We start from the raw sequence: 19,932 nt of genomic DNA, 5'->3' as shown, positions 1-19,932 counted from the left end.
GCTCAGGCCTCGGCTGTGCCGCCGTTGGCGCTCAGGCCCCCCTTGACGTGACTGAGGGCGGTGCCTTCGAGGAACTGCTGATCGAGCAGCAGCAGGGCGGCGCTGTTGTCAGCGGCGAGACGCAGGCGCTTGCAGACGAAGCGGGCTTCGGCCTCCTCCTGCAGCTGCTCGGCCACGAACCAGTCGAGCATCGCCGTGGCGCTGCGCTCCCCCTGCTGCTCGGCGATGCCATAGAGGCGGTTGATCGAAGCGGTGACGCGCTTCTCGAGCTCGTAGACGGCATCGAACAGCTGCTGCACCGAGCTCCACGGGCGCTCGGGTGCCTCCACGGTCGGCAGCTCCACCTGTTCGTCGCTGTCCACCAGATAGGCGATCATGCGTGCGGCATGGCCGCGCTCCTCGTTGCTCTTGTCGAGCATGTAGGTGGAGAAGCCGGCGAGATCCTTTTCCCGCAGCCAGATCGACATCGCCAGATAGGTGTGGCTGGCCTGGAACTCCGACGCCAGGTGGTCGTTGATCGCGCGGGTGAGTTCCTTCATGGCTTCCGGCCTTGGGCTGGATGGTGTCTAGCGCCTCCGCTGCCGGGCCGCCGGCGCCGAGCGCCGTGCACCTACCGGGCCCGCCACTGCCAGACCGTATGAGAACCGTTATCATTCCCGCGCGTCAGGACGTCACCCGGCCTGTCCTGTTCCTCCTTCTGATCTGAAGAGCCGATGACACCTATGCAGCGCTGGGCCCTGGCACCGATGGCCCTGGGGTTCCTGGTCCCGCTGTCAGGCCAGGCCGCCGAGCTGAATCTTGCCGGGGTCAATGCCTACGCCACCAGGGAGCAGGTGACCTCGATCAGCCAGTTCTCGGATGTGCGTCCGACGGACTGGGCGTATCAGGCGCTGAGCAACCTGATCGAGCGCTACGGCTGCGTGGCGGGCTATCCCAACGGCACCTTCAAGGGGGGGCAGGCGATGAGCCGCTACGAGGCCGCGGCCCTGCTGAATGCCTGCCTCGATCGCATCAGCGAGGTGACCGACGAGCTCAGGACGCTGATGGCGGAGTTCGAGAAGGAGCTGGCGGTGCTGCGCGGCCGGGTCGATGGCCTGGAGGCCAAGGTGGGAGAGCTGGAGAGCACCCAGTTCTCGACCACCACCAAGCTGTCGGGCCAGGCCACCTTCGTGCTGGGCGCTAACAGCTTCGGCGGCAGCGCCGATGCACTGGTGGACGGCAGCCGGGAGCTCTATGGAGCCACCACGTTCAACTACGACCTGCAGCTGACGTTCGACACCAGCTTCAGCGGTAAGGATCTGCTGCGCACCAACCTGCGCGGCGGCAATTTTGCCGCCAGCAGCTTCGGGGGGGCGGGGCCCAGCAGCCTGTCGCAGCTGGAGGTGGCGTTCCAGGAGGATCTCGGCGGCGCCGATGGCCGTGATGTGGTGGCGATCGATCGTCTCTTCTATCAGTTCCCGCTCGGCGATTTCACCTTCAGCATCGGCGGCCGCATCGGTCAGGAGGACATGCTGGCGATCTGGCCGAGCGTGTATCCGGCTGAAACGGTGCTGGATGTGCTCACCCTCGGCGGTGCACCGGCGGCCTACAACAAGAACCTCGGCGCCGGCGCCGGGGTGTGGTGGCAGAAGAACGGCTTTGCGATCAGCGCCAACTATGTGGCCGCCAACGGGGATGTGGGATCACCGGCAGACGGTGGCATCGCCACGGCGGGATCCGGGGGAACCGGCACGGTGCAGGTGGGCTACAGCCAGGAGAACTGGGGCCTGGCGGCGATCTATTCGTCGATCCAGAACGGCAACGACCTGATTGTCTATGGCACCAACTTCGCGCTGAGCAGCTTCAGCAACCCCGGCACCACCTCGGCCTTCGGGCTGAGCGGCTACTGGCAACCGGCCAGGGCGGGCTGGATCCCCTCGATCAGCGCCGGCTGGGGCGTGAACAGCACCAGCTATGACAGCGGTGTCGCCAGCGACGGCCTGGTGACGACCAGCCAGTCGTGGAGCGTGGGCCTGCAGTGGCAGGACGTGTTTGCGGCGGGCAACGCGCTGGGGATGGGGGTGGGACAGCCCACCTTCGCGACGAGCCTGGAGGGTGGCGCCACACCGAATGACGGCAACGTCGTCTGGGAGTGGTGGTACAAGTTCCAGGTGACGGACAACATCGCCATCACGCCGGCACTGTTCTATCTGAGCCGGCCGCTGGGAGGAGACACGCCGAGCGGCGAGAGCTTCCGGCAGCTGGGCGGCCTGGTGAAGACCTCCTTCCGGTTCTGAGCGGGGCTGCGTCCACTCAGGGCCGCGTCATTGACCACGCGACCCTGTGACCGATGTGACAACGCAGCAGCCTCTCGCTGCTGGATGCCGGTCGTAGGGTGAAGACTGCTTCAGGTTGTTTTCATGCCCCTCAGCAGCATCGAACGCGGCGTGATGGTGCGCATCGAGAGCCTGCCGTCCCATCCCGTGCTGATGCAGCGACTGAAGGCCCTTGGCATCCGTCCCGGAGCCGAAGTGGAGGTGGTGCGTCGGGGCAGACCGGGCGGCATCCTGCACCTGGCCTGCGGGTTTGTGGAGTTCATGCTGCGCGATGAGCACGCCCGCGAGATGCGCGTGCGCCCCTGCGGCTGATCAACCGAAACCCAGCAGGCGACCGCCCTGGAACACCACCAGGGCCATCAGCCAGGCGAGCAGCAACGACCAGCCAAGCGACAGCAGCGCGAAGGCGCGGCTCTTCGATTCCTGGAGCTGGGCCGCCACCGTCCCCAGGCAGGGGGTGTAGAGGAGCACGAAGGTCATGAAACTGAGTGCCTGCAAGGGGGTGATCAGGCCGCTGATCACCCCGCCCAGATCGACTTCACTCGTCCGGTAGATCACGGCCATCGCCCCGAGCAGGATCTCCTTGGCGATGAAGCCGAAGAAGAGCGACACGGTGAGTGCCGGATTCATGCCGATCGGCCCGAGCAGCGGCTGGAACAGGCCACCGATCCAGTCGGCGATCGTGCTGCCACTGCCCTGGATCGCACCGGGCGGCAGGTTCGTGAGCAGCCAGATCGCCGCTGCCCCGAGCACGATGAAGCTGCGGGTGGTCACCATGAAGTTCAGCATCTGCGTCCATCCCCGCCGCAGGATCGTGCTGAGGCTCGGCGCGCGATAGGGAGGCAACTCCAGCACGAAGGCCTCCTGGCTCGGATAGACCCGTTTGAACACCAGTCCGGTGATCACCACTGCCACGAAGCTGAGCACATAGAAGCCGAACACCACCAATCCCGGCGCCCACCAGGGCTTCGGGAAGAACACGTCGGCCATGAACAGGAACACCGTCAACCGCGCCTGACAGAGCGCAAACGGAATCACCAGCATCGAGAGCAGGCGCATGCCGCGGTCGCGGATCACCCGCGTGCCCATGATCGAGGGCACGTTGCAGCCGAAGCCGATCACCTGCAGCACGAAGGCGCGGCCATCCAGGCCGAGCCAGCGCATGAAGCCATCCATCAGGAAGGCCGCCCGGGGCAGATAGCCGGAGTCTTCCACCACGGCGAGCACCAGGTAGAAGAGAAAGATGATCGGCAGGAAGGTGGCCACCGTGCCCACCCCCAGCCAGACGCCGTCGATCAGAAAATCGCGCAGGAACCGGGGGGTGTTGAGGGCCGTCAGCACCGGCTCCAGAAGCGCCTCCTGGATCCAGTCGATCCCACTGCCCACCAGATCCTGAGCCGGCGTGCCCACCGCATAGAGCAGCTGGAACAGGCCCAGAACGATGGCCAGAAACAGCAGCACTCCCACCAAGGGGTGGAGCAGCAGGCGATCGGCCCGGCGCGTGCGGCGGTTCACCTGGCGCGGCGGCAGCTGCACGTGTTGCGAGAGCAGGGTCTCCACCCACTCCTGGGGGATGTCGGCCAGGGCCTGATCCAGATCGGCCTCCCGCGGTGGGCCGCTCAGGCCCTCGCCCAGCTGGTGCACGCTCGCGATCAGCTCCGAGATGCCCTGGTTGCGGCGAGCGCTCACCGCCAGCACGGGCACTCCCAGCGCATGCTCCAGGCCGTGAGCATCGATGGAGAGGCCGAAGCGCCGCGCCTCATCGCTCATGTTCAGGGCCACCACCGTGGGGATGGCCAGGGCTCTGAGCTGCAGCAGGAAGCGCAGCTGGCTGGCGATCTGACTGGCGTTGAGCACCAGCAGCAGCAGATCCGGCGGCGTCTGCCTCAGGAAGCGCTGCACCACCGCTTCGTCCTCGCTGCTGCCGCTGAGGTCGTGGATGCCGGGCAGATCCACCAGCTGATAGGCGCGGCCCTGGCGGTCGGAGGGCATGGCGCCGCGCAGCAGCTCCACCGTCAGGCCCGGCCAGTTGGCGATCTGAGCGTTGCCGCCGGTGAGCCGGTTGTAGAGGGTGGATTTGCCGGTGTTCGGCATGCCCAGCAGCGCCACGGTCACCACCCCGCCCCTGGGGCGAGGGTCGGTGGTGGTCCCGTGGCAGCCGTTGCGGCGGGAGCGGGCGGCACTCATGAAAGGGCTCCGCCGGCCGCTCCAGGAGCCTTGGCTGAACCAGTCAGCCGGTGGAGGTGGAGGAAGGCGGTGACGGTGCGGCCCAAGCCATGCAGCGTGGTGAGCATCACCGGAACGAAAGGCCGCCAGGTGAGAGGCCTGTGCTGAAGGCGATGGGCGGGCCTGGGCTCCTGTTCCCTCACCCGACATTCCATCGCGACAGCAGACACAAGTGCGTGATGGATCGTTCGGGTCCGTCTTTGCATCGACACGGGATTGTGGTGCCAATGCCTCTCTAGGAAGACAGGGATCCTTGATGCAACCGCCCCAGGTGGCTGGGGGCGTGACATTTGTGACAGAGCCGCGTGTCGCTCTGTCGCGGCCCTCAGGCAATGCTGGAACTCTGGCGCCACCAGCGCCATCCCTCGAGGTTGATGAGCAGCCCGAACACCACCAGCGCCACCATCAGCACGACCTGATCCACCCTGGAGTCGGGCACCAGGATGTCGGCGAGCAGGTGGGGAATGTTGGTGATCGTGTAGACGATGCTGAACCAGAAATGCAGCCGCCGCCAGCCGCGCCAGCGCTGCGCGGGCGCTTCGGACGTGCAGGCATAAGCGATGAGAAGAATCGCGATCAGGGGCAACAGGAAATAGGCGAGCATCGCCCCGAACAGCCAGGGGAGCGCCCCGCTGTGCACATGGCTGTGGATCTCCGGTGACTGACCGTGGAACAGCGGCATCAGGCCCAGATCGACGTGGAAGAGCATGGCCAGCAGCCACACCATCCAGAGGCTGATCAGCCGCAGGCCATGGCGCAGTGAGGAGGTCATCGGGATCCAGAGGTGGAGGGGGGCCAGGGCTTCAATGTGCCGCGTTCAGCGCCGTTCCGACTCTCCCACCGGCTTCCTCGGCGACTCCGATGCGGGCGAACAGGTCGGTGCTCTCGGGATTGAGGTTCACCACCTCGACGACGCTGCCACCGAGCTTGAGACGGCGGATCACCTGATCGAGGGCGGTCACACCGCTCTGATCCCAGATGTGCGCCTCACCCATGTCGATGGTGACGCGCGCGGGATGGGGCTGCTCATGCAGCGCGAATCCCTGGCGGAAATAGATGCTGCTCACGAAGAACAGCTGACCCCGCACCCGGTAGAGGCGGTGGTCGGGGGCGAGCCGTTCGCTGCGCACGGCGATCACCTTGGCCACCTTTCGGCTGAAGAGGATGCCAGCGAGGGCCACGCCGGAGAGGAGCCCCACGGCCAGGTTGTGGGTGAGCACCGTCACGACCACCGTGAGCAGCATCACCGCCGTGTCACTTCTGGGGATGCGGCGGATGGCGCGGATCGAGTCCCAGTTGGCGGTGTTGATCGCGATCATCACCATCACCCCCACCAGGGTGGCCATCGGGATCTGATTCACCCAGCGGCTGGCGAGCAGGATCATCGCCAGCAGGGCCACGCCGGAGGTGAGCGTCGAGAGGCGGGTGCGACCGCCGTAGCCCACGTTCATCACCGACTGCCCCACCAGGGCGCAGCCGGCCATGCCCCCGAAGAGGGCGCTGACGATGTTGCCGAGGCCCTGACCGCGCGCTTCCTGGTTCTTGGGACTGGAGCTGTCGGTCAGGTCATCGAGGATGTCCTGGGTGAGGAAGGTCTCCATCAGACCCACCAGCGAGATCGCCAGGGCAGTGGGGAGGATCAGTCCGAGGGTGGCCGGGGTCCACGGCACCTGGGGCAGGCCGAACTGCGGCAGGCCGTCGGGCAGGGTGCCGAGGCTGGCCACCGTGGGGATGTCGAGCCCCAGCCCGATCGAGAGACCGGTGCTGATCAGAATCGCCACCAGGGCCGAGGGCACGACGGTTGTGAGCCGCGGCAGCAGGTAGATGATCAACAGGGTGAGCAGCATCAGGCCCCAGACGGCAGGCAGCTGAGATGCCGTGACCGGCACCGGTTCGGGCTGGAACCAGTCCAGCCCCAGCTGCGGCAGCTGGGCCAGGGCGATGAGGATCGCCAGCGCGTTCACGAAGCCCGCCATCACCGGCTGCGGCACGAAGCGCATCTGATGGGCCAGGCGCAGATAGCCCCAGGCGATCTGCAGCAGGCCCGTGAGGATGCCGGCCGCCAGCAGGAACTGGAGTCCCATGCCCTCGCCGAGGGCGTCGCCCTGCTGCACCAGACCCGTCATCAGCAGGGCGGTGGAGCCGGTGGCCGAGGTGATCATCGCGGTGCGCCCGCCCACGACCGCCAGCGTCACCGACAGCAGGAAGGCTCCGAACAGCCCCACCCGGGGATCGACGCCGGCGATGCCGGAGAAGGCGATCGCCTCCGGGATCATGGCGAAGGCCACCACCAGGCCCGAGAGGATGTCGCGGTGGGGCCGGTCCCACCACTCCTTGAGGGAGAAGGTCACGAGGTTCAGTCTCAGCGTTCAGTCACAGCGGTCGTCGAGGGCCCTCCCGGGGCTCCAGCAGCACAACGGCCCTGCTACGGGGGACTGTTCACCATGGGCACAACCTATCAGCGCCATCCGGAACCCTTCGGGCGGCACGGCAGCGGGCCAGCCATGTTCCGAATGGAGCCTCTTGCATCCGGGCGAGCCCGCCGTCCAGTGCCCCGTCATCCAGTGCCCCGTCATCCAGTGGCCCGTCATCCAGTGGCCTGGCGGCTGGTCCCCCAGGCCCGGCTCGTGGTGTGCTGGGAGGGCATGACCGGGCGGAGATGACCGAGCAGGACCTCGCCGAACAGTTCGAGGACGATGCCCGCAGCGATCAGGAATTCCTCGTCCTGACCCTCGCCGCCGGGACGATCGCCACCCTGGGCCTGCTGGCCGACAGCAGCGCCGTGGTGATCGGGGCGATGCTGATCGCACCGTGGATGCTGCCGCTGCGCTCCGCCGCCTTCGGGATCCTGCAGGGCCGTCTGGGTCTGGTGGCCCGGGCCCTGCTGACGCTGCTGATCGGGCTGGCGATCACGGTGGCGCTGTCGGTGCTGCTCGGATCGCTGGTGGGGCTGCCGATCCTCGGCGCAGAGGTGGCCGCCCGCACCCAGCCCAACCTCCTGGATCTCGGCGTGGCCCTCGTGGCCGGTGCGATCGCGGCCTATGCCGCCGTGAGCGCCAAGGCCGTCTCCTCGCTGGCGGGAACAGCGATCTCCGTGGCCCTGGTGCCGCCGGTCTGCGCCTTCGGGCTGCTGCTCTCCGAGGCGCAGTGGAGCGATGCGCTGGGGGCCGCCCTGCTGTTTGCCGCCAACCTGCTCGGCATCCTGAGCGGCGGACTGATCACCCTGGCGATCAGCCAGCCGGAATTCCGGGTGAATCTCTGGCGCAGTCGCCTCGGACTGGTCAGCCTCCTGCTCACCGCTCTGCTGCTGATCCCGCTGTCGGGAAGCTTTGTCTCGCTGATGGCTCAGGCACGGCGCACGGCCGCCCTGGTGGAGATCGAGAAGGCGATCACGGCGTCGTTGAAGAACCGCACGCTCACGCTCGGCAAGGATTCGGAGCTGGTGACGGTCCGCATTGACTGGACCCAGAACCCGCCGCTGATCCGGGCCTCCGTGCGGGTGACCAATCCACGCCTGCCGACAGCCAAGCAGGTGGCGGAGGTTCAGGCCTACATCAATGACCATCAACCCATCCGCTACCGGCTGGTCGTGCAGCGCGTGTCCGTGGATGTGATCGGCCCTGAGACCGAGCCCAACCCCCCGGAGCTGGTGCCGCAGGATCCACCAGCCGTCCCGGACGGCCTCGACAGCGCGCTCAGGGCTCCGGAGCTCCTGGCCACCGAGTGATCGCGGGCGCAGCGCGACGGTGCGCGGCCCGCAGGGGCGCCCACCCACTTGTATACATGTACTCAGCGAGGCGGAGATGCCCATGACCCCCAGGCGCTGCAGCTCCAGTCGCGACGGCAAGCTGCTGCTCTCGTGCTGGATCACCCCGGAGCTGCGCATGCGGCTCGACCAGCTCTGGGCCGCCAAGGGCCTGCGCCCCCATGGGCGCACCCAGAAGGGCATGGAGGACATGATCGCCGCCTATCTGGCCGCCCACGGTGAGGCCTGAGCGGATGGAGCACCCCCATCCCGGCCAGGACCATGCCGGTGGCCACAGCCATGAGTCCATCGGCCATGCCCACCACGGCCTTGGACACGAACACCCCGGCGACGGGCGCAGCGGTCAGGCCTTCCGCTGGAGCATCGCGCTGAACACCGGGCTGACGGCCCTGCAGCTGGTGGTGGGCTTCAGCAGCGGTTCGCTCGCCCTGATCGGGGACGCCCTGCACAATCTCGGCGATGTGGTCGGGCTGGTGCTGGCCTGGGCGGCGGATCGGCTCAGTCGCCGGCCCGGGCGGGGCCGCTTCACCTATGGCTACGGCCGCAGCACCCATCTGGCCGCCCTGACCAATGGCCTGCTGATCCTCGGGGCCGGCGCGGTGGTGATCGTCGAGGCGATCCAGCGGCTGATCGAGCCGGGCACCCTGGACGCCGGACCAGTGGTGTGGGCGGCGGCGGCGGGCATTGCGATCAACCTGCTCTCGGCACGGCTGTTCGGCCACGACCATCACCATGACCTCAATCAGCGGGCGGCGGTGCTGCACCTGCTCACCGATGCCGCGGTCTCGGTGGCGGTGCTGTTCAGTGCCCTGACGGTGGCAGCCACCGGCTGGGTGAGGCTGGATGCGCTGGTGGCGATCGGCGTCGGTGGCGCCGTGATCTGGAGCGCCCTGGGCCTCCTGCGCGAGGCCGTCGCCCTCAGCCTCGATGCCGCCCCCCGCCATGTCGATCTGGGCCGGGTCGAAGCCGCCCTGGCGGCCCTGCCGGGAGTGCAGCAGGTGGAGGAACTGCATGTCTGGGGATTGAGCACGTCGCGTACAGCCCTCACCGCCCATGTGCGGATCGATCCGCATCGGCTGGCGGCCGAGGGCCTCAGCCGGGATCAGCTGCTGGCCGAGGCCCGTGGGCGCCTGCAGGAGCTCGGCATCCGCAAGACCACCCTGCAGCTTGAGGACGCACGGCGGGACTGACGCCCGGCAGCCCCCTCTGCAGGCAGCAATCTTCAGGCAGCCATCCGCCACGCCTGGGGCATGACCAGACCCTCGGCGGCATGGAGGCTGCGGCATCGAGACGGCGTGCTGTTCGACGTGGTGGTCGAGTCAGGGTGGCCGGATCAGGCCTCACCGCGGCCCAGCAGACGATCACGGGCGCCGTTGACCAGCTGCATCGTGTCGTGGGCTCCGCCGCGATCGGGGTGGTGCTCGGCGGCACAGCGCTTCCAGGCCTGATTCACCGCCGCAGCGCTGAGCCGGCCCGAGAGCGGCAACTGCAGGCGCTGGCGGGCCACGATCGCGTCGAGATCGGGGTGCTTGCCCAGCGGCCCCCAGTCGGCCTTGCTGAGCGAGGGGCTGCGCCGACGGGACTGTTTCCGCCGCGGACCACGAGCCCCACCGCTGGCGGCAAAGCCACGGACTTCGCCATCCTCAGCAACCCGGCGAGGCTGGCGTCCTGCTGCAGATCCGTCGCTGGAGCCACGGCGCGAGGCGGCCAGGCCGGCGGCGTCACTCTTCTGGCGGGAGGTCTGGGGCATGGAGAATCCGATCTGGCCCCAGCTTGCCCGGTCAGCGGCAGGCACGGCTTGCTCCGCTCACCCGATGCGGGAGCCGTCGCGGGGCTTCCTGACGCATCCACCGAGGCTCAGGGGACCAGCGGAGCCGGATCGCCATCGGGCGCCATGCTGGCGGGCAGATGGCCGGTCTTCACCCAGATGGTGCAGCCGACCTCGCTCCAGGGCCGGTGCACGCTCCCCGGGGGATTGCGCAGCCAGTGGCCGGCGGGGTAGCGACCGTGCTCGTCCTCGAACACGCCCTTCAGCACAAAGAGCTCCTCGCCACCGGGATGGCTGTGGGGTGGGAAGCGGGTGCCGGGAGCCCAGTGCACCAGGGCGACGTGCTCCGAGCCGAAGCCATGCAGGGGCAGCACCTCCAGGCCCGGCACGAGGCCCGGCCGCCAGACGGCCTCGCCCGTATCGATGACCACCCGCTGCTGGTCGGCGGGATGCATCTGCCAGAGCTTCACCAGCAGCGTGCAACCCGTTGCGCTGGAGGGGGCGTGACCGGATCCTGCGGGATTGCGCAGGTATGTTCCGGCCGGATAGTCGCCGGATTCGTCACGGAAGGTTCCCTCCAGGACGAGGATCTCCTCGCCGCCCCCATGGCTGTGGCGCTCGAAGCGGCTGCCAGGGGCGTAACGCACGATCGAGGTCGCCCGGGCCACCTCGGCCCCGCGCCGGTCGAGCATCCGGCGCTCGACCCCCGGCATCGGGGACGGGATCCAGGGGAGTGCCAGCGTGTCCAGCACGGCCCGCTGACCGAGATCGGCGTGCAGTTCCATGGCTTGATTGTGGCGGTCGGCGGACGCCGTTCCGGCAGTGCTTGCCGGCAAGCGGCGCGGGCGGGAAGGTCCGGCACCCACGCAAGCGAAAACCCGTTTAATCTCCACCGAATGGAAATGGCACGTCGCCATCCACTGTTTGCTGTCGCACACGCCACCGCAATGTCTGAACCGGTTGAGCTGATGCGCACCAGCCCCAGAACGCAGGACTCGGGATTTCAGTGAAGCAGGTCGAAGATTCCACCCTGCGCCAACGGGCAGGCTCCCCGTTCACCTCCTCGAACGAGGGCGACTCCGGCGGCGCCAGCTGGGAGGCCACGATCCAGCAGGCAGAGATCGGCCTGGCCATTCTTGAGTCCGATGGTTCGATCCGGAGTGGCAATCCCAGCTTCTGCCACCAGGTCGGACGCAAGGAAACCGATCTGCAGCAGCTGCGCATCTGGGATCTCTTTCATGCCCATGATCAGGAACGCTGCCTGCATCTGTTCGCCGAAGTCATCACCCAGCTTCAGCCGCTGGTTCAGTTCGAGGGACGGCTCTCAGCGGAGCAGCATCCTGTCGTCCTGCTGCAGCTGCTGTGCTCCGGCCGATCGCCCTCGGGCGAGCGACAGCTGCTGGCCCAGATCCTCCGCCCCCACAGTGGTGTGGCATCGAATGGCAGCGCGGCCAGGCCGTCGTTGCTGCAGACCGTGCTGTCGAATATCGATGCCCATGTCTACATGAAAGACAGGCGTGGTCGCTACATTTATCTCAACCATGGTGCCCATCTGAATCAGGCCGACTACCCCCCCGGCCCCAACATCATCGGTAAGTGCGATCACGACATCCTGCCGGAGCCGTGGGCCGATGCGATCGTCGCGTTCGATCGCAGGGTGTTTGAGCATGGTGGTCCCCTGTGCGAAGAGGAGCGGCTCCCCTTCCCCGATGGTGGCGAGCGGGTCTTTCTCAGTCGCAAGCTGCTCTATCCCTCCTCGGGGGAAAGCGAGTTCCTGATCGGATGTTCGACCGACATCACCGCCCTGAAGCAGGCAACGTCCCAGCTGGAAGCCTCCGAAGAGCAGTTTCGGCTGCTCGCCGAAAACTCCGGTGATGTGGTCTTTCTGATCAATACCGATGGCAGCGTGCGCTGGGTATCCCCTTCATTGACCACCGCCCTGGGCTGGGATCCCCAGGAGTGGATCGGACAGCCCTGCACCCTGTTTCTTGTGCATCAGGGCGAGAGTGCGGAGTACCAGGCCAATCTGAAGCACCTGATCGAAAATGGATCGCCGATCCTCGCGCGCGATCAGATCTACGCCAAGGATGGCACGGTTCACTGGATCGAAACCCATTGCACGCCCTTCATCACCACCAACGGCCGTCTTGATGGTTTCGTGGGTCACTTCCGGCTGATCGATGACCTGGTCAACGCCATGACCAGTCTCACGCAGAGTGAAGAACGGCACCGGCGCCTAGCGGATCACATTCTTGATGTCGTCTGGTCGATCAGCCTGGATGGCCGATTCAGCTATGCCAGCCCCTCCGTGGAGCGGATACGTGGATTCACCCCCGCCGAGGTGATGGCGATGCCGCTGTCGCAGAATTTCACCCCTGAATCCTGTGAGCGCTTCAGCCAGGGACTGGAACAGGCACGCCGGGATCTGCTGGCCGGTCGCACCGTCAATTTCGAAATGGAGGTTCAGGAGATCTGCAAGGACGGCAGCACGATCTGGAGCGAGGTGAGGGCTACCGGGCTGATGGATGCCGAGGGCCACTTCATGGAACTGATCGGGGTGTCCCGCAACATCACCGAGCAGCATCGCCTGCGCGAACAACTGCGGGTCAGCGAGGAGCGCTATCGGCTCATTGCCGACAACGCCAGGGATGTGATCTGGACCACCGAACTGGATGGTCGTTGCAGCTACATCAGCCCCTCCATCTTCGGGCTGCGTGGCTTCACACCCGAGGAGGTGATCGGAGAAACCTGGAACGATGCCCTGACCCCTGATTCACTGACTCTCGCCAAGGCCTATTTTCAGGAGCTCCAGGCCGATATCCAGGCCGGGCGTGAGCTCAGAAGTTTCCGGGGTGAAGTGGAGTTCCTCTGCAAGGATGGCTCCACGGTCTGGGCGGAAGTCATCGCCGTCCCGCTGTTCGATGACCAGGGAGGCTTCAGGCGGCTGCTCGGCACCTGTAGAGATATCAGTGAGCGCAAGCAATACGAACAGGAACTGGAGCTCGCCAATGATCATCTCCAGTCGCTGGCTTCCGTCGACGTGCTCACCGAGGCCTGGAACCGTCGCCATCTGAAGGCCTTGATCGAGCAGGCGATCTCTCGCTCTGATCGTCACGACGAGCCATTGACGCTCATCCTCTGTGATCTCGATCAGTTCAAGATGATCAATGATCGTTACGGACACCTCATCGGTGATCTCGTCCTCGTCGAGTTCTGCCGGCGCATCCAGAGCATCCTGCGCAAAGGCGATTGCCTCGGCCGCTGGGGTGGCGAGGAATTCATCCTCCTTCTGCCCCATTGCCCCCAGCAGGCCGGTCTCGCTCTGGCCGAAAAGCTGCGTGCGGCGATCGAAGCCACGCCGTTCGAGCTGGCCGGCAGCGTCACCGCCAGTTTCGGTGTGGCCCAGCGCCTGCGCGCCGAGCCGGAACTCAACTGGCTGCAGCGTGTCGATGAAGCGCTCTACGCCGCCAAGCGTGCTGGCCGCAACCGGGTGATCGCTGCGCCCTCTCCGTCGAATCCGGCCTGAGGTCTCTCCGGCTCCTTGCCTCAGCGGTCGCCGGAATGCAGCGGCAGCCGATCTCCGATTGCGCACTCCGCAGGATAGGTCTCTCCCATAGGCTCCAGCCAACCCCGTCGTGCCGCTGATGCCTGAGCGCCCGTTCCTCTACGAACCTTCCGAGCGTTTCGGCGAAGGACTCACCACCCGGCGGCCCTGGAATGTGGCGGCCCTCACCTCGGTGGAGCGCCTCAATGGTCGCGTGGCGATGGTGGGCTTCGCCGCCGCCGTGCTCGGTGAGCTGCTCACCGGCCACGGCCCCGCCGGCCAGGTGATCGACCTCCTGCGCTGGTATCTGGGCTGAGGCGCGGGAGCCTCCTGTAGCCGTGATCGGAGTCGGTTCACCGCAGCTCAGGTGACGCCGGCCCCTCTGGCATCAGAGGGCGGCCCACCACCGCTCCACCACCTCCGGAGTGCCGTACCAGCTCGCTCCGAAGGCTCCGCCATGGGCCACACCGGGCAGCTCCACGGCGGTGGAACCCTCCAGCAGGGCGGAGGACACCGGCACCAGGCCATCGCCACGGTCGTCGGCATCGCCGGTGCTGTTGCGATAGGCCGCCGGTGCGAGCCGCCGGGCCAGGGGCGTGGCGGTGGACAGATCCAGATCGCCCGCCACCGAGGCATAGCGCACGCGATCGGCGAAGGTCGCCCCGGGTAGCCGCCGCTGCACCATGGCGCGCAGCACCGTGGCCTTGAGGGCGGTGTGGGGACTGCCCAGCATCACCAGCACGTCGGCCAGGGCCTTGCCGTCATAGCGGCGTCCCTGGAACGGGGCGTCATCGAGAAACAGGCGCAGCATGATGCCGCCGGAGCTGTGGCCCACCAGGGTCACCCGGCCGGTCGGAGAGCTCTGGGCCAGCTCGCTCACGGTCCGGGCCACCCGATCGAGGATGCGGGCCCAGGCGAAGGCGAACACCGTCAGGGTCCACTCGGCCTTGCCCACCGGCACCAGCTGCACCGGCTGACCGCTCAGCATCTCAAGGCGCTCGGCCATCGGCCCGTAGGCGGGCGGATCGATCAGAAAGCCCCCGAGGATCACGATCGGCTGGCTCGGCAGCGGCATGGCGGACGGAGTGCACGGCCGTCGCATCATCGGAGCTCCGCGGCCGGTGGCTCAGGTGAGCGCCTGCTGCAGGGCGAACAGGCCGAAGGCGAGGAACAGGCCACCGCTGAGGCGATAGAGCAGCTGCTCGCTGATGCGGCTGCCGATCCACTTGCCGGCGCCGACGGCCAGAGCCGTGACCAGGGCGTGGCCGAGGAGGGTGCCCGCCAGCAGGCCGGCGAAGCTGAAGGCCGGCGCCGTCGCCAGAAAAATCGTGGCGAACTGGGTCCGGTCGCCCAGTTCGGCCACGAACACCAGCGCGAAGGCCTCCCAGATCACCGCCCAGGTGGTGACGATGGCGCCATGGCTCTCGGCCTCGTTGATCGCCTGTTCCGCCTCCCGTTCCTCCTCCTCCGCCTCATCGGCGGCCATGCCCTGGGCATCGATCAGCAGCTTGATGCCGAACCCCAGAAACAGCGCCGCCGCCAGCCAGGGCACCACCGTGGCCGGCAGCATCTCGCGCAGCCCGAAGCCGAGGCCTAGCGAGATCAGCGTCACGGCCGTCAGGGCGGCGAATGATCCGATGAACACATCGCGGGGGCGATGGCGGGCCGCCAGGATCAGCGCCATGAAGAAGGTCTTGTCGCCCAGCTCCGCGAGGGTGATCGCGGTGAGGCTTGAACCGAAGGCCGCCAGGCCCGTGTCAGCGGCAATGGAAACGGTCATGGCGGCGAGTTTCGGCGGAGGCGCGTGAAAAGATCAGCACGGCGGTCCGGGTCGGTGCTGTCGCACGACCCGCCCTCTCGGGGCTAACAGGATCTCACCGCCCCGGAGATCGCTCCGACAGAAGGCGGTCGGCACCGATGATCATCCGCCCCCACGGCCGGGGCCGGACGGCCTCAGCCGGAGGCCCTCGCCACCAGCGCCCGGTCGCTTGGGAGTCTCACCTCCGAGGCCCAGCCCAGTCGCTCGAGCAGGCGGATGAAGCGATAGGTGGGATCGGGCAGGTGCACCACCCTCCCGGCCCGCAGCGAGAAGCCCTGGCGCGCCGAGGCCTGGAAGGCGTGGTGCAGGTTGTGCCAGCCCTCGCCGAGGGTGATCAGCGCCACCCAGCGGTTGTTCCGGCTGGCATCGGCGGTGGCGAAGGGCTGATCGCCCACCAGGTGGGCCACCGAGTTGACGCTGGCGACGCCATGAAACAGCAGGGTGGTGCTCAGGCAGTAGGCCGCGAGCCACTCCAGCCCGCCGATCCACCAGGACAGCAGGGCGAGGGCCAGGGCAGGGACCACATGGGCCCGGTCGATCAGGCGCAGCACCGGATCCGCCTCCACATCGGCAGGCAGGCTCTCGGGATGAAAGCGCGGCGAGAGCAGCCAGCCCGCCTGCGCGTCCCAGAAGCCCCGCCAGGGTCCACCGGCGCCCAGCGGCGTGTGGGGATCGCCGGCTGTGTCGACGTGGCGGTGATGGGCGAGGTGGTGCGCCTTCCACCAGCTCGGGCCCATCTGGCCCGAGGAGGCGGCCACCAGCGACCCCAGCCACCACACCAGCCGTGGCGCCTGATAACTGCGATGGGTGACCAGGCGGTGATAGATCGCCGTGGTGGCGAGCATCCGCAGCAGATACAGCGCCAGGGCCCAGAGCCCGGCGGCCAGATCCAGCCCGGTGAGCAGCAGCAGGGCGCAGCCCAGATGGGCCATGCCGATGAACACAGGACCGAGCCCATGCAGAAAACGTCGCGCCCGACTGTTGTGGGGTGACGTGTGAGAAATCCGGCTCAGATCTGATCCTGAATGCTTCACCTTAGGCGCCTGCATCGGCGGATCGCAGGGCGGTGGCTACTGCGGCAGGCCCTCGAGTCCCTGCTGCGGGTCCAGGCCCAGCACGGCGGCGCTGAGGGTCCACAGCCGTTCGGCCAGGGCGTCGTCGCAGGCCTCCGCACTCGGTTGGCTGACCTCGAAGCGGAGCCGGCCCGGACCCAGCACCCGGTTGCTCCAGTAGCGGAAGCCAGCGGCCTCGGGCAGAGGGTCGACGGCGAGGCCCGCCAGCAGGGCACCGGCCCGCTGCGGCGTTTCGGTCAGGCGCAGCAGATCGCGGGCCAGCAGAGCGAACAGGGCCTGGCCGAGCGGATTGAGGCGGCGGCTCTCCCGGAAGAAGCCGCCCTCCCCGCGGGGGATCACCAGCCCCGGACTCCAGGCCAGCACCGGCAGGTCCACGCCCAGCCGGCGCAGCCTGCGCGCCAGCTCCCGGGCCATCAGCAGATTGCAGAGCTTGCTGTCCTTGTAGGCCTTCTCGGCGTCAAAGCGCTCGCCGCCGGCCAGCATCGCCGCCCCGGGCCCCTGCTGCAGGCCGGCCAGATCCCCCAGGCCCGCCGCCCGTCCCACCCGCCCGCCGGGCGCCGCCGGGTCATGCACCTCGGAGGCGGTGACCACCAGACGCGGCGGCGTGCCCCGCCGCAGCAGGGGCAGCAGCCGCTGCAGCAGCGCCTGATGGGCCAGGTGATTGACCGCCACCGTCAGCTCGAAGCCCTGGGCGGACCAGCGCGGTTCACGGGCGCCACTGAACTGCAGACCGGCGTTGAGCACCAGCGTGTCGATCGGTTCGCCTCCAGCCAGCAGCGCCTCACAGCAGGCCGCCACGCTGGCGAGATCCGCCAGATCGCAGAGGGGCGTCTGCACCGCAGGGCCCAGCCGGCTGCGCACCCGGTCGATGCCGGCGGCGTCCCGGCACGGGAGGGTGAGGTGATGCCCTGCCTGCATCAGCAGGGCGGCCGCTTCCAGCCCGATGCCGGAACTGCCGCCAGTGAGCAGGATGCGCCGCATCGGCGCCTGGCCGGAGGGGTTCACGCTGTCAGGACGGCTGCCTCAACCCTGGCACTGCCAGCGCCAGTGGCTTCACCTGCCCGGCGGCGGTGCCATTCCGGATGTGTGCCCCGCTCGCCTTGCGACCACCACAGCGCTGCTCCAGGGCCCGCAGCAGGCGCGGCACCGCATCGGGCTGTCCCTGCAGTGCGAAGGCCTCCTGCTCCAGCACCCGGCTGTGCGCGCCGTAGGCGTTGAGCAGCAGGCCGCTGATCTCATTGCGCACCACCGGCTGCAGCGGCAGCGTCCAGCCGATCGGCCGCAGCACCCGTCCATCCGGACAGCTCTGCGCCGCATGCACCGCCTCATGCAGGAAGGTCTGCCGGGCGATGCCGAGCTCGAAGCTGAGGGGCGAGAGCCACAGGGTGCGGCTGGCGGGTTCGTACTGCCCGTAGGCCCGACGCGCCGGTGGCAGGGCGATGCGCACCCGGAAGCCATGGCGCTTGAGCGCGCGCAGCAGCGGCATCAGCTCGGGCGGCAGGGCCGATTCCGGGCGCGGCGCCAGCGGTGAGCCAGCCAGCTGCAGCACCAGGGCACTGAGCAGCAGGGCCGGAGGAAACGCGACCGGCATGGCGCAGCACCGAAACGGGTTCCATCGTGGCCTGGCCTCTGCGGCTCCCTGGGGCCTCCCCCTGTCCTCACGCCCACACCCGCGGCAGTTCAGCGATGCGGGTGGTGGCGGCGCCGGAGAGGCGCGAGCGGCGCATCGCCCAGCGAGGGGCCAGGCCGCAGGCGGCCCACTGCACCGTGGCGCTGCCGTAGCGGCGGTTGAGGCCATCGACCACGGCCATCAGCGCCTGTCGCCGCCTCTGCTGTGCGGGCTCCAGAGGCTCCAGCAGATGGCCCTGCAGCTCGCTGTCACCCTGCAGCTGCTGCAGCAGCACCCCCGCCTTCTGCAGCGGTTTGTGGGGCCGGAACAGCTCCTCCACCAGCGGCAGGGCCGCCGCCAGCAGGACGCCGGTGTCGTTGCTGGCGGTGGTCAGCCGGACGGTGGCGGCATTGCTGTAGAAGCTGCTGCCGTCGAAAGGGCTGCTGCGCACGAACACCGTGACGCAGCCGCACAGCTGGCGCTGGCGGCGCAGTTTCTCGGCGGCGCGGACGAGATAGGTGGCCACCGCCTGGCGCAGCTCCTCCCGGCAGCGGATCGGAGTGGAGAAGCTGCGGCTGACGCAGGTCTCGCGCTTGGCCGGCGGCTCCTCCACCAGCGGCAGGCAGGCGATGCCACGCAGCTCCTGCTGCAGGCGCACCCCCACCACGCCGCAGCGGCGCCGCAGTTCACCGCTGGGCATGTCGCGCAGGGCACGGGCATGGGCGATGCCGCGCAGGCGGCACCAGCGCGACAGGCGCCGGCCGATGCCCCAGACGTCCTCGATCGCGATGCTCTCCAGGGCGGCATCGGCGTCGGCGACCGCCTCCAGATCGAAGACGCCGCCGTGGGCGGGGTCGCGTTTGGCGATCCGGTTGGCGATCTTGGCGCGCACCTTGGTGGAGGCGATCCCCACGGCCACCGGCAGACCCAGACGCCGGCGCACCTGACGGCGCAGCTCCAGGCCCCAGGTGCGCAGCTCGCCGGGCTGTCCATCGAGGCTCGGCGGGCGGCTGAGCAGCCCGAAGGCCTCATCGATCGAATAGATCTCCAGCTCCTCCACCCACTGCTCGAGGGTGGCCATCAGCCGCATGCTCATGTCGGCGTAGAGGCTGTAGTTGGAGCTGCGCACGATCACGTTGTGGCGCTGCAGTTCGGCGCGCACCTTGAAACAGGGGGCTCCCATCGGGATGCCCAGGGCGCGGGCCTCGGCACTGCGCGAGACGATGCAGCCGTCGTTGTTGGAGAGCACCACCAGCGGCCGGCCGATCACGGAGGCATCGAGCACCGCCTCGCAGGAGGCATAGAAGTTGTTGCCGTCGATCAGCACGGTGGCGCGGGCCATGGCGAGGGCTCAGAGCGCGCGGATCACGTGCACCGCCACCCCCCAGATCTGCACATCCGCGGCACTCAGGCCCTGCCGGCGTGCGATCCGCTCCAGATCCAGGGGCGGGTAGGCGGGGTGAGCCGGCTCCAGCCAGCAGCGGCCCTGTCGCCACTGCAGCCGCTTGAGGGTGAAGCGCTCCCCCAGGCGGGCGACCACGACCGCACCGTTGCGGACCGTCCGATTCCGCTCCACCACCAGTAAATCGCCGTGGCGGATGCCGGCACCCTGCATCGATTGGCCGCAGACCCGCAGCAGCAGGCTGCGCTCCGGATCCGGAATCAGCAGACGGGCCAGATCAAGATCCGCCGGCGCGACAGCGCCCCCGGAGGCGCCGGCGGGCGCGCAGCCGGTGTCGCGGCAGAGACCCTCAGGACGCATCGCAGGTCGGCGGCGGGGATCGCCACGCTAGTTCAGATGTACTGGCTGCG

General features: G+C 68.2%; 20 protein-coding genes. 7 read left to right on the top strand and 13 right to left on the bottom strand.

Translation table 11 applies throughout. The features are described from left to right. Nucleotides 1-2: 2 nt before the first annotated feature. Entirely contained in the window at nucleotides 3-539 is a 537-nt protein-coding gene (locus tag H8F25_RS02710; protein WP_197211913.1) for a ferritin, read from the bottom strand. A gap of 174 nt (nucleotides 540-713) precedes the next feature. Here H8F25_RS02710 and H8F25_RS02705 point away from each other — a divergent pair, with 174 nt between their 5' ends. Both H8F25_RS02705 and H8F25_RS02700 read left to right on the top strand, forming a co-directional pair. Then, on the top strand, nucleotides 714-2,276 hold the full coding sequence (locus H8F25_RS02705) for an iron uptake porin (RefSeq protein WP_197211912.1): 1,563 nt from the start codon (nucleotides 714-716) through the stop codon (nucleotides 2,274-2,276). 123 nt (nucleotides 2,277-2,399) lie between these two features. Beyond that, complete coding sequence (locus H8F25_RS02700) at nucleotides 2,400-2,627, top strand: FeoA family protein (RefSeq protein WP_197211911.1); 228 nt, start codon at nucleotides 2,400-2,402, stop codon at nucleotides 2,625-2,627. Here H8F25_RS02700 and feoB read toward each other — a convergent pair whose 3' ends face one another. The 3 genes from feoB to H8F25_RS02685 form a co-directional block, all read right to left on the bottom strand. After that, complete coding sequence (feoB, locus tag H8F25_RS18020) at nucleotides 2,628-4,502, bottom strand: ferrous iron transport protein B (RefSeq protein WP_197211910.1); 1,875 nt, start codon at nucleotides 4,500-4,502, stop codon at nucleotides 2,628-2,630. A 364-nt stretch (nucleotides 4,503-4,866) separates the two neighbouring features. After that, nucleotides 4,867-5,313: a hypothetical protein gene (locus tag H8F25_RS02690; protein ID WP_197211909.1), complete on the bottom strand. Its 447-nt coding sequence runs from the start codon at nucleotides 5,311-5,313 to the stop codon at nucleotides 4,867-4,869. A gap of 31 nt (nucleotides 5,314-5,344) precedes the next feature. Then, nucleotides 5,345-6,892 (bottom strand): SulP family inorganic anion transporter, encoded by a 1,548-nt coding sequence (locus H8F25_RS02685; RefSeq protein WP_197211908.1) that lies wholly within the window; start codon nucleotides 6,890-6,892, stop codon nucleotides 5,345-5,347. Between the two features lie 308 nt (nucleotides 6,893-7,200). Here H8F25_RS02685 and H8F25_RS02680 point away from each other — a divergent pair, with 308 nt between their 5' ends. The 3 genes from H8F25_RS02680 (at nucleotide 7,201) to H8F25_RS02670 (ending at nucleotide 9,497) form a co-directional block, all read left to right on the top strand. Beyond that, nucleotides 7,201-8,268, top strand: a complete 1,068-nt coding sequence (locus H8F25_RS02680; protein ID WP_197211907.1) for a DUF389 domain-containing protein — start codon at nucleotides 7,201-7,203, stop codon at nucleotides 8,266-8,268. An 82-nt stretch (nucleotides 8,269-8,350) separates the two neighbouring features. After that, a complete protein-coding gene (locus tag H8F25_RS02675) occupies nucleotides 8,351-8,536 on the top strand; it encodes a hypothetical protein (RefSeq protein ID WP_197211906.1) in 186 nt (61 codons plus the stop codon). A gap of 4 nt (nucleotides 8,537-8,540) precedes the next feature. Continuing rightward, a complete protein-coding gene (locus tag H8F25_RS02670) occupies nucleotides 8,541-9,497 on the top strand; it encodes a cation diffusion facilitator family transporter (RefSeq protein ID WP_197211905.1) in 957 nt (318 codons plus the stop codon). A 143-nt stretch (nucleotides 9,498-9,640) separates the two neighbouring features. Here H8F25_RS02670 and H8F25_RS02665 read toward each other — a convergent pair whose 3' ends face one another. After that, nucleotides 9,641-10,057, bottom strand: coding sequence for a molecular chaperone DnaJ (locus H8F25_RS02665; RefSeq protein WP_197211904.1), 417 nt, complete (start codon nucleotides 10,055-10,057; stop codon nucleotides 9,641-9,643). A gap of 107 nt (nucleotides 10,058-10,164) precedes the next feature. After that, complete coding sequence (locus H8F25_RS02660) at nucleotides 10,165-10,860, bottom strand: cupin domain-containing protein (RefSeq protein WP_197211903.1); 696 nt, start codon at nucleotides 10,858-10,860, stop codon at nucleotides 10,165-10,167. Nucleotides 10,861-11,081: 221 nt separating this feature from the next. On the opposite strand from H8F25_RS02660, the gene H8F25_RS02655 reads away from it, so the two are divergent. Both H8F25_RS02655 and H8F25_RS02650 read left to right on the top strand, forming a co-directional pair. Then, nucleotides 11,082-13,601: a PAS domain S-box protein gene (locus H8F25_RS02655; protein ID WP_197211902.1), complete on the top strand. Its 2,520-nt coding sequence runs from the start codon at nucleotides 11,082-11,084 to the stop codon at nucleotides 13,599-13,601. Nucleotides 13,602-13,719: 118 nt separating this feature from the next. Beyond that, entirely contained in the window at nucleotides 13,720-13,935 is a 216-nt protein-coding gene (locus H8F25_RS02650) for a chlorophyll a/b-binding protein (RefSeq protein ID WP_197211901.1), read from the top strand. 72 nt (nucleotides 13,936-14,007) lie between these two features. Here H8F25_RS02650 and H8F25_RS02645 read toward each other — a convergent pair whose 3' ends face one another. From H8F25_RS02645 to H8F25_RS02615, 7 genes are all read right to left on the bottom strand, one after another. Then, on the bottom strand, nucleotides 14,008-14,694 hold the full coding sequence (locus H8F25_RS02645) for a triacylglycerol lipase (RefSeq protein ID WP_197211900.1): 687 nt from the start codon (nucleotides 14,692-14,694) through the stop codon (nucleotides 14,008-14,010). 51 nt (nucleotides 14,695-14,745) lie between these two features. Further along, complete coding sequence (locus H8F25_RS02640) at nucleotides 14,746-15,399, bottom strand: TMEM165/GDT1 family protein (protein ID WP_197211899.1); 654 nt, start codon at nucleotides 15,397-15,399, stop codon at nucleotides 14,746-14,748. Between the two features lie 173 nt (nucleotides 15,400-15,572). Further along, on the bottom strand, nucleotides 15,573-16,370 hold the full coding sequence (locus tag H8F25_RS02635; RefSeq protein ID WP_231597012.1) for an acyl-CoA desaturase: 798 nt from the start codon (nucleotides 16,368-16,370) through the stop codon (nucleotides 15,573-15,575). 138 nt (nucleotides 16,371-16,508) lie between these two features. After that, nucleotides 16,509-17,516, bottom strand: a complete 1,008-nt coding sequence (locus tag H8F25_RS02630; protein WP_370525797.1) for an SDR family NAD(P)-dependent oxidoreductase — start codon at nucleotides 17,514-17,516, stop codon at nucleotides 16,509-16,511. A gap of 4 nt (nucleotides 17,517-17,520) precedes the next feature. Then, complete coding sequence (locus tag H8F25_RS02625; protein ID WP_197211897.1) at nucleotides 17,521-18,102, bottom strand: hypothetical protein; 582 nt, start codon at nucleotides 18,100-18,102, stop codon at nucleotides 17,521-17,523. A gap of 67 nt (nucleotides 18,103-18,169) precedes the next feature. Further along, nucleotides 18,170-19,462 (bottom strand): Y-family DNA polymerase, encoded by a 1,293-nt coding sequence (locus H8F25_RS02620; RefSeq protein WP_197211896.1) that lies wholly within the window; start codon nucleotides 19,460-19,462, stop codon nucleotides 18,170-18,172. A 9-nt stretch (nucleotides 19,463-19,471) separates the two neighbouring features. Continuing rightward, on the bottom strand, nucleotides 19,472-19,882 hold the full coding sequence (locus H8F25_RS02615; protein ID WP_197211895.1) for a LexA family transcriptional regulator: 411 nt from the start codon (nucleotides 19,880-19,882) through the stop codon (nucleotides 19,472-19,474). Nucleotides 19,883-19,932: the final 50 nt, after the last annotated feature.

Origin of the sequence: Synechococcus sp. CBW1004 (assembly GCF_015840715.1) — a bacterium.
Lineage (GTDB): Bacteria > Cyanobacteriota > Cyanobacteriia > PCC-6307 > Cyanobiaceae > Cyanobium.
Note: the sequence above shows the minus strand (reverse complement) of the source record. Positions and strands in the feature narration are given on the sequence as shown.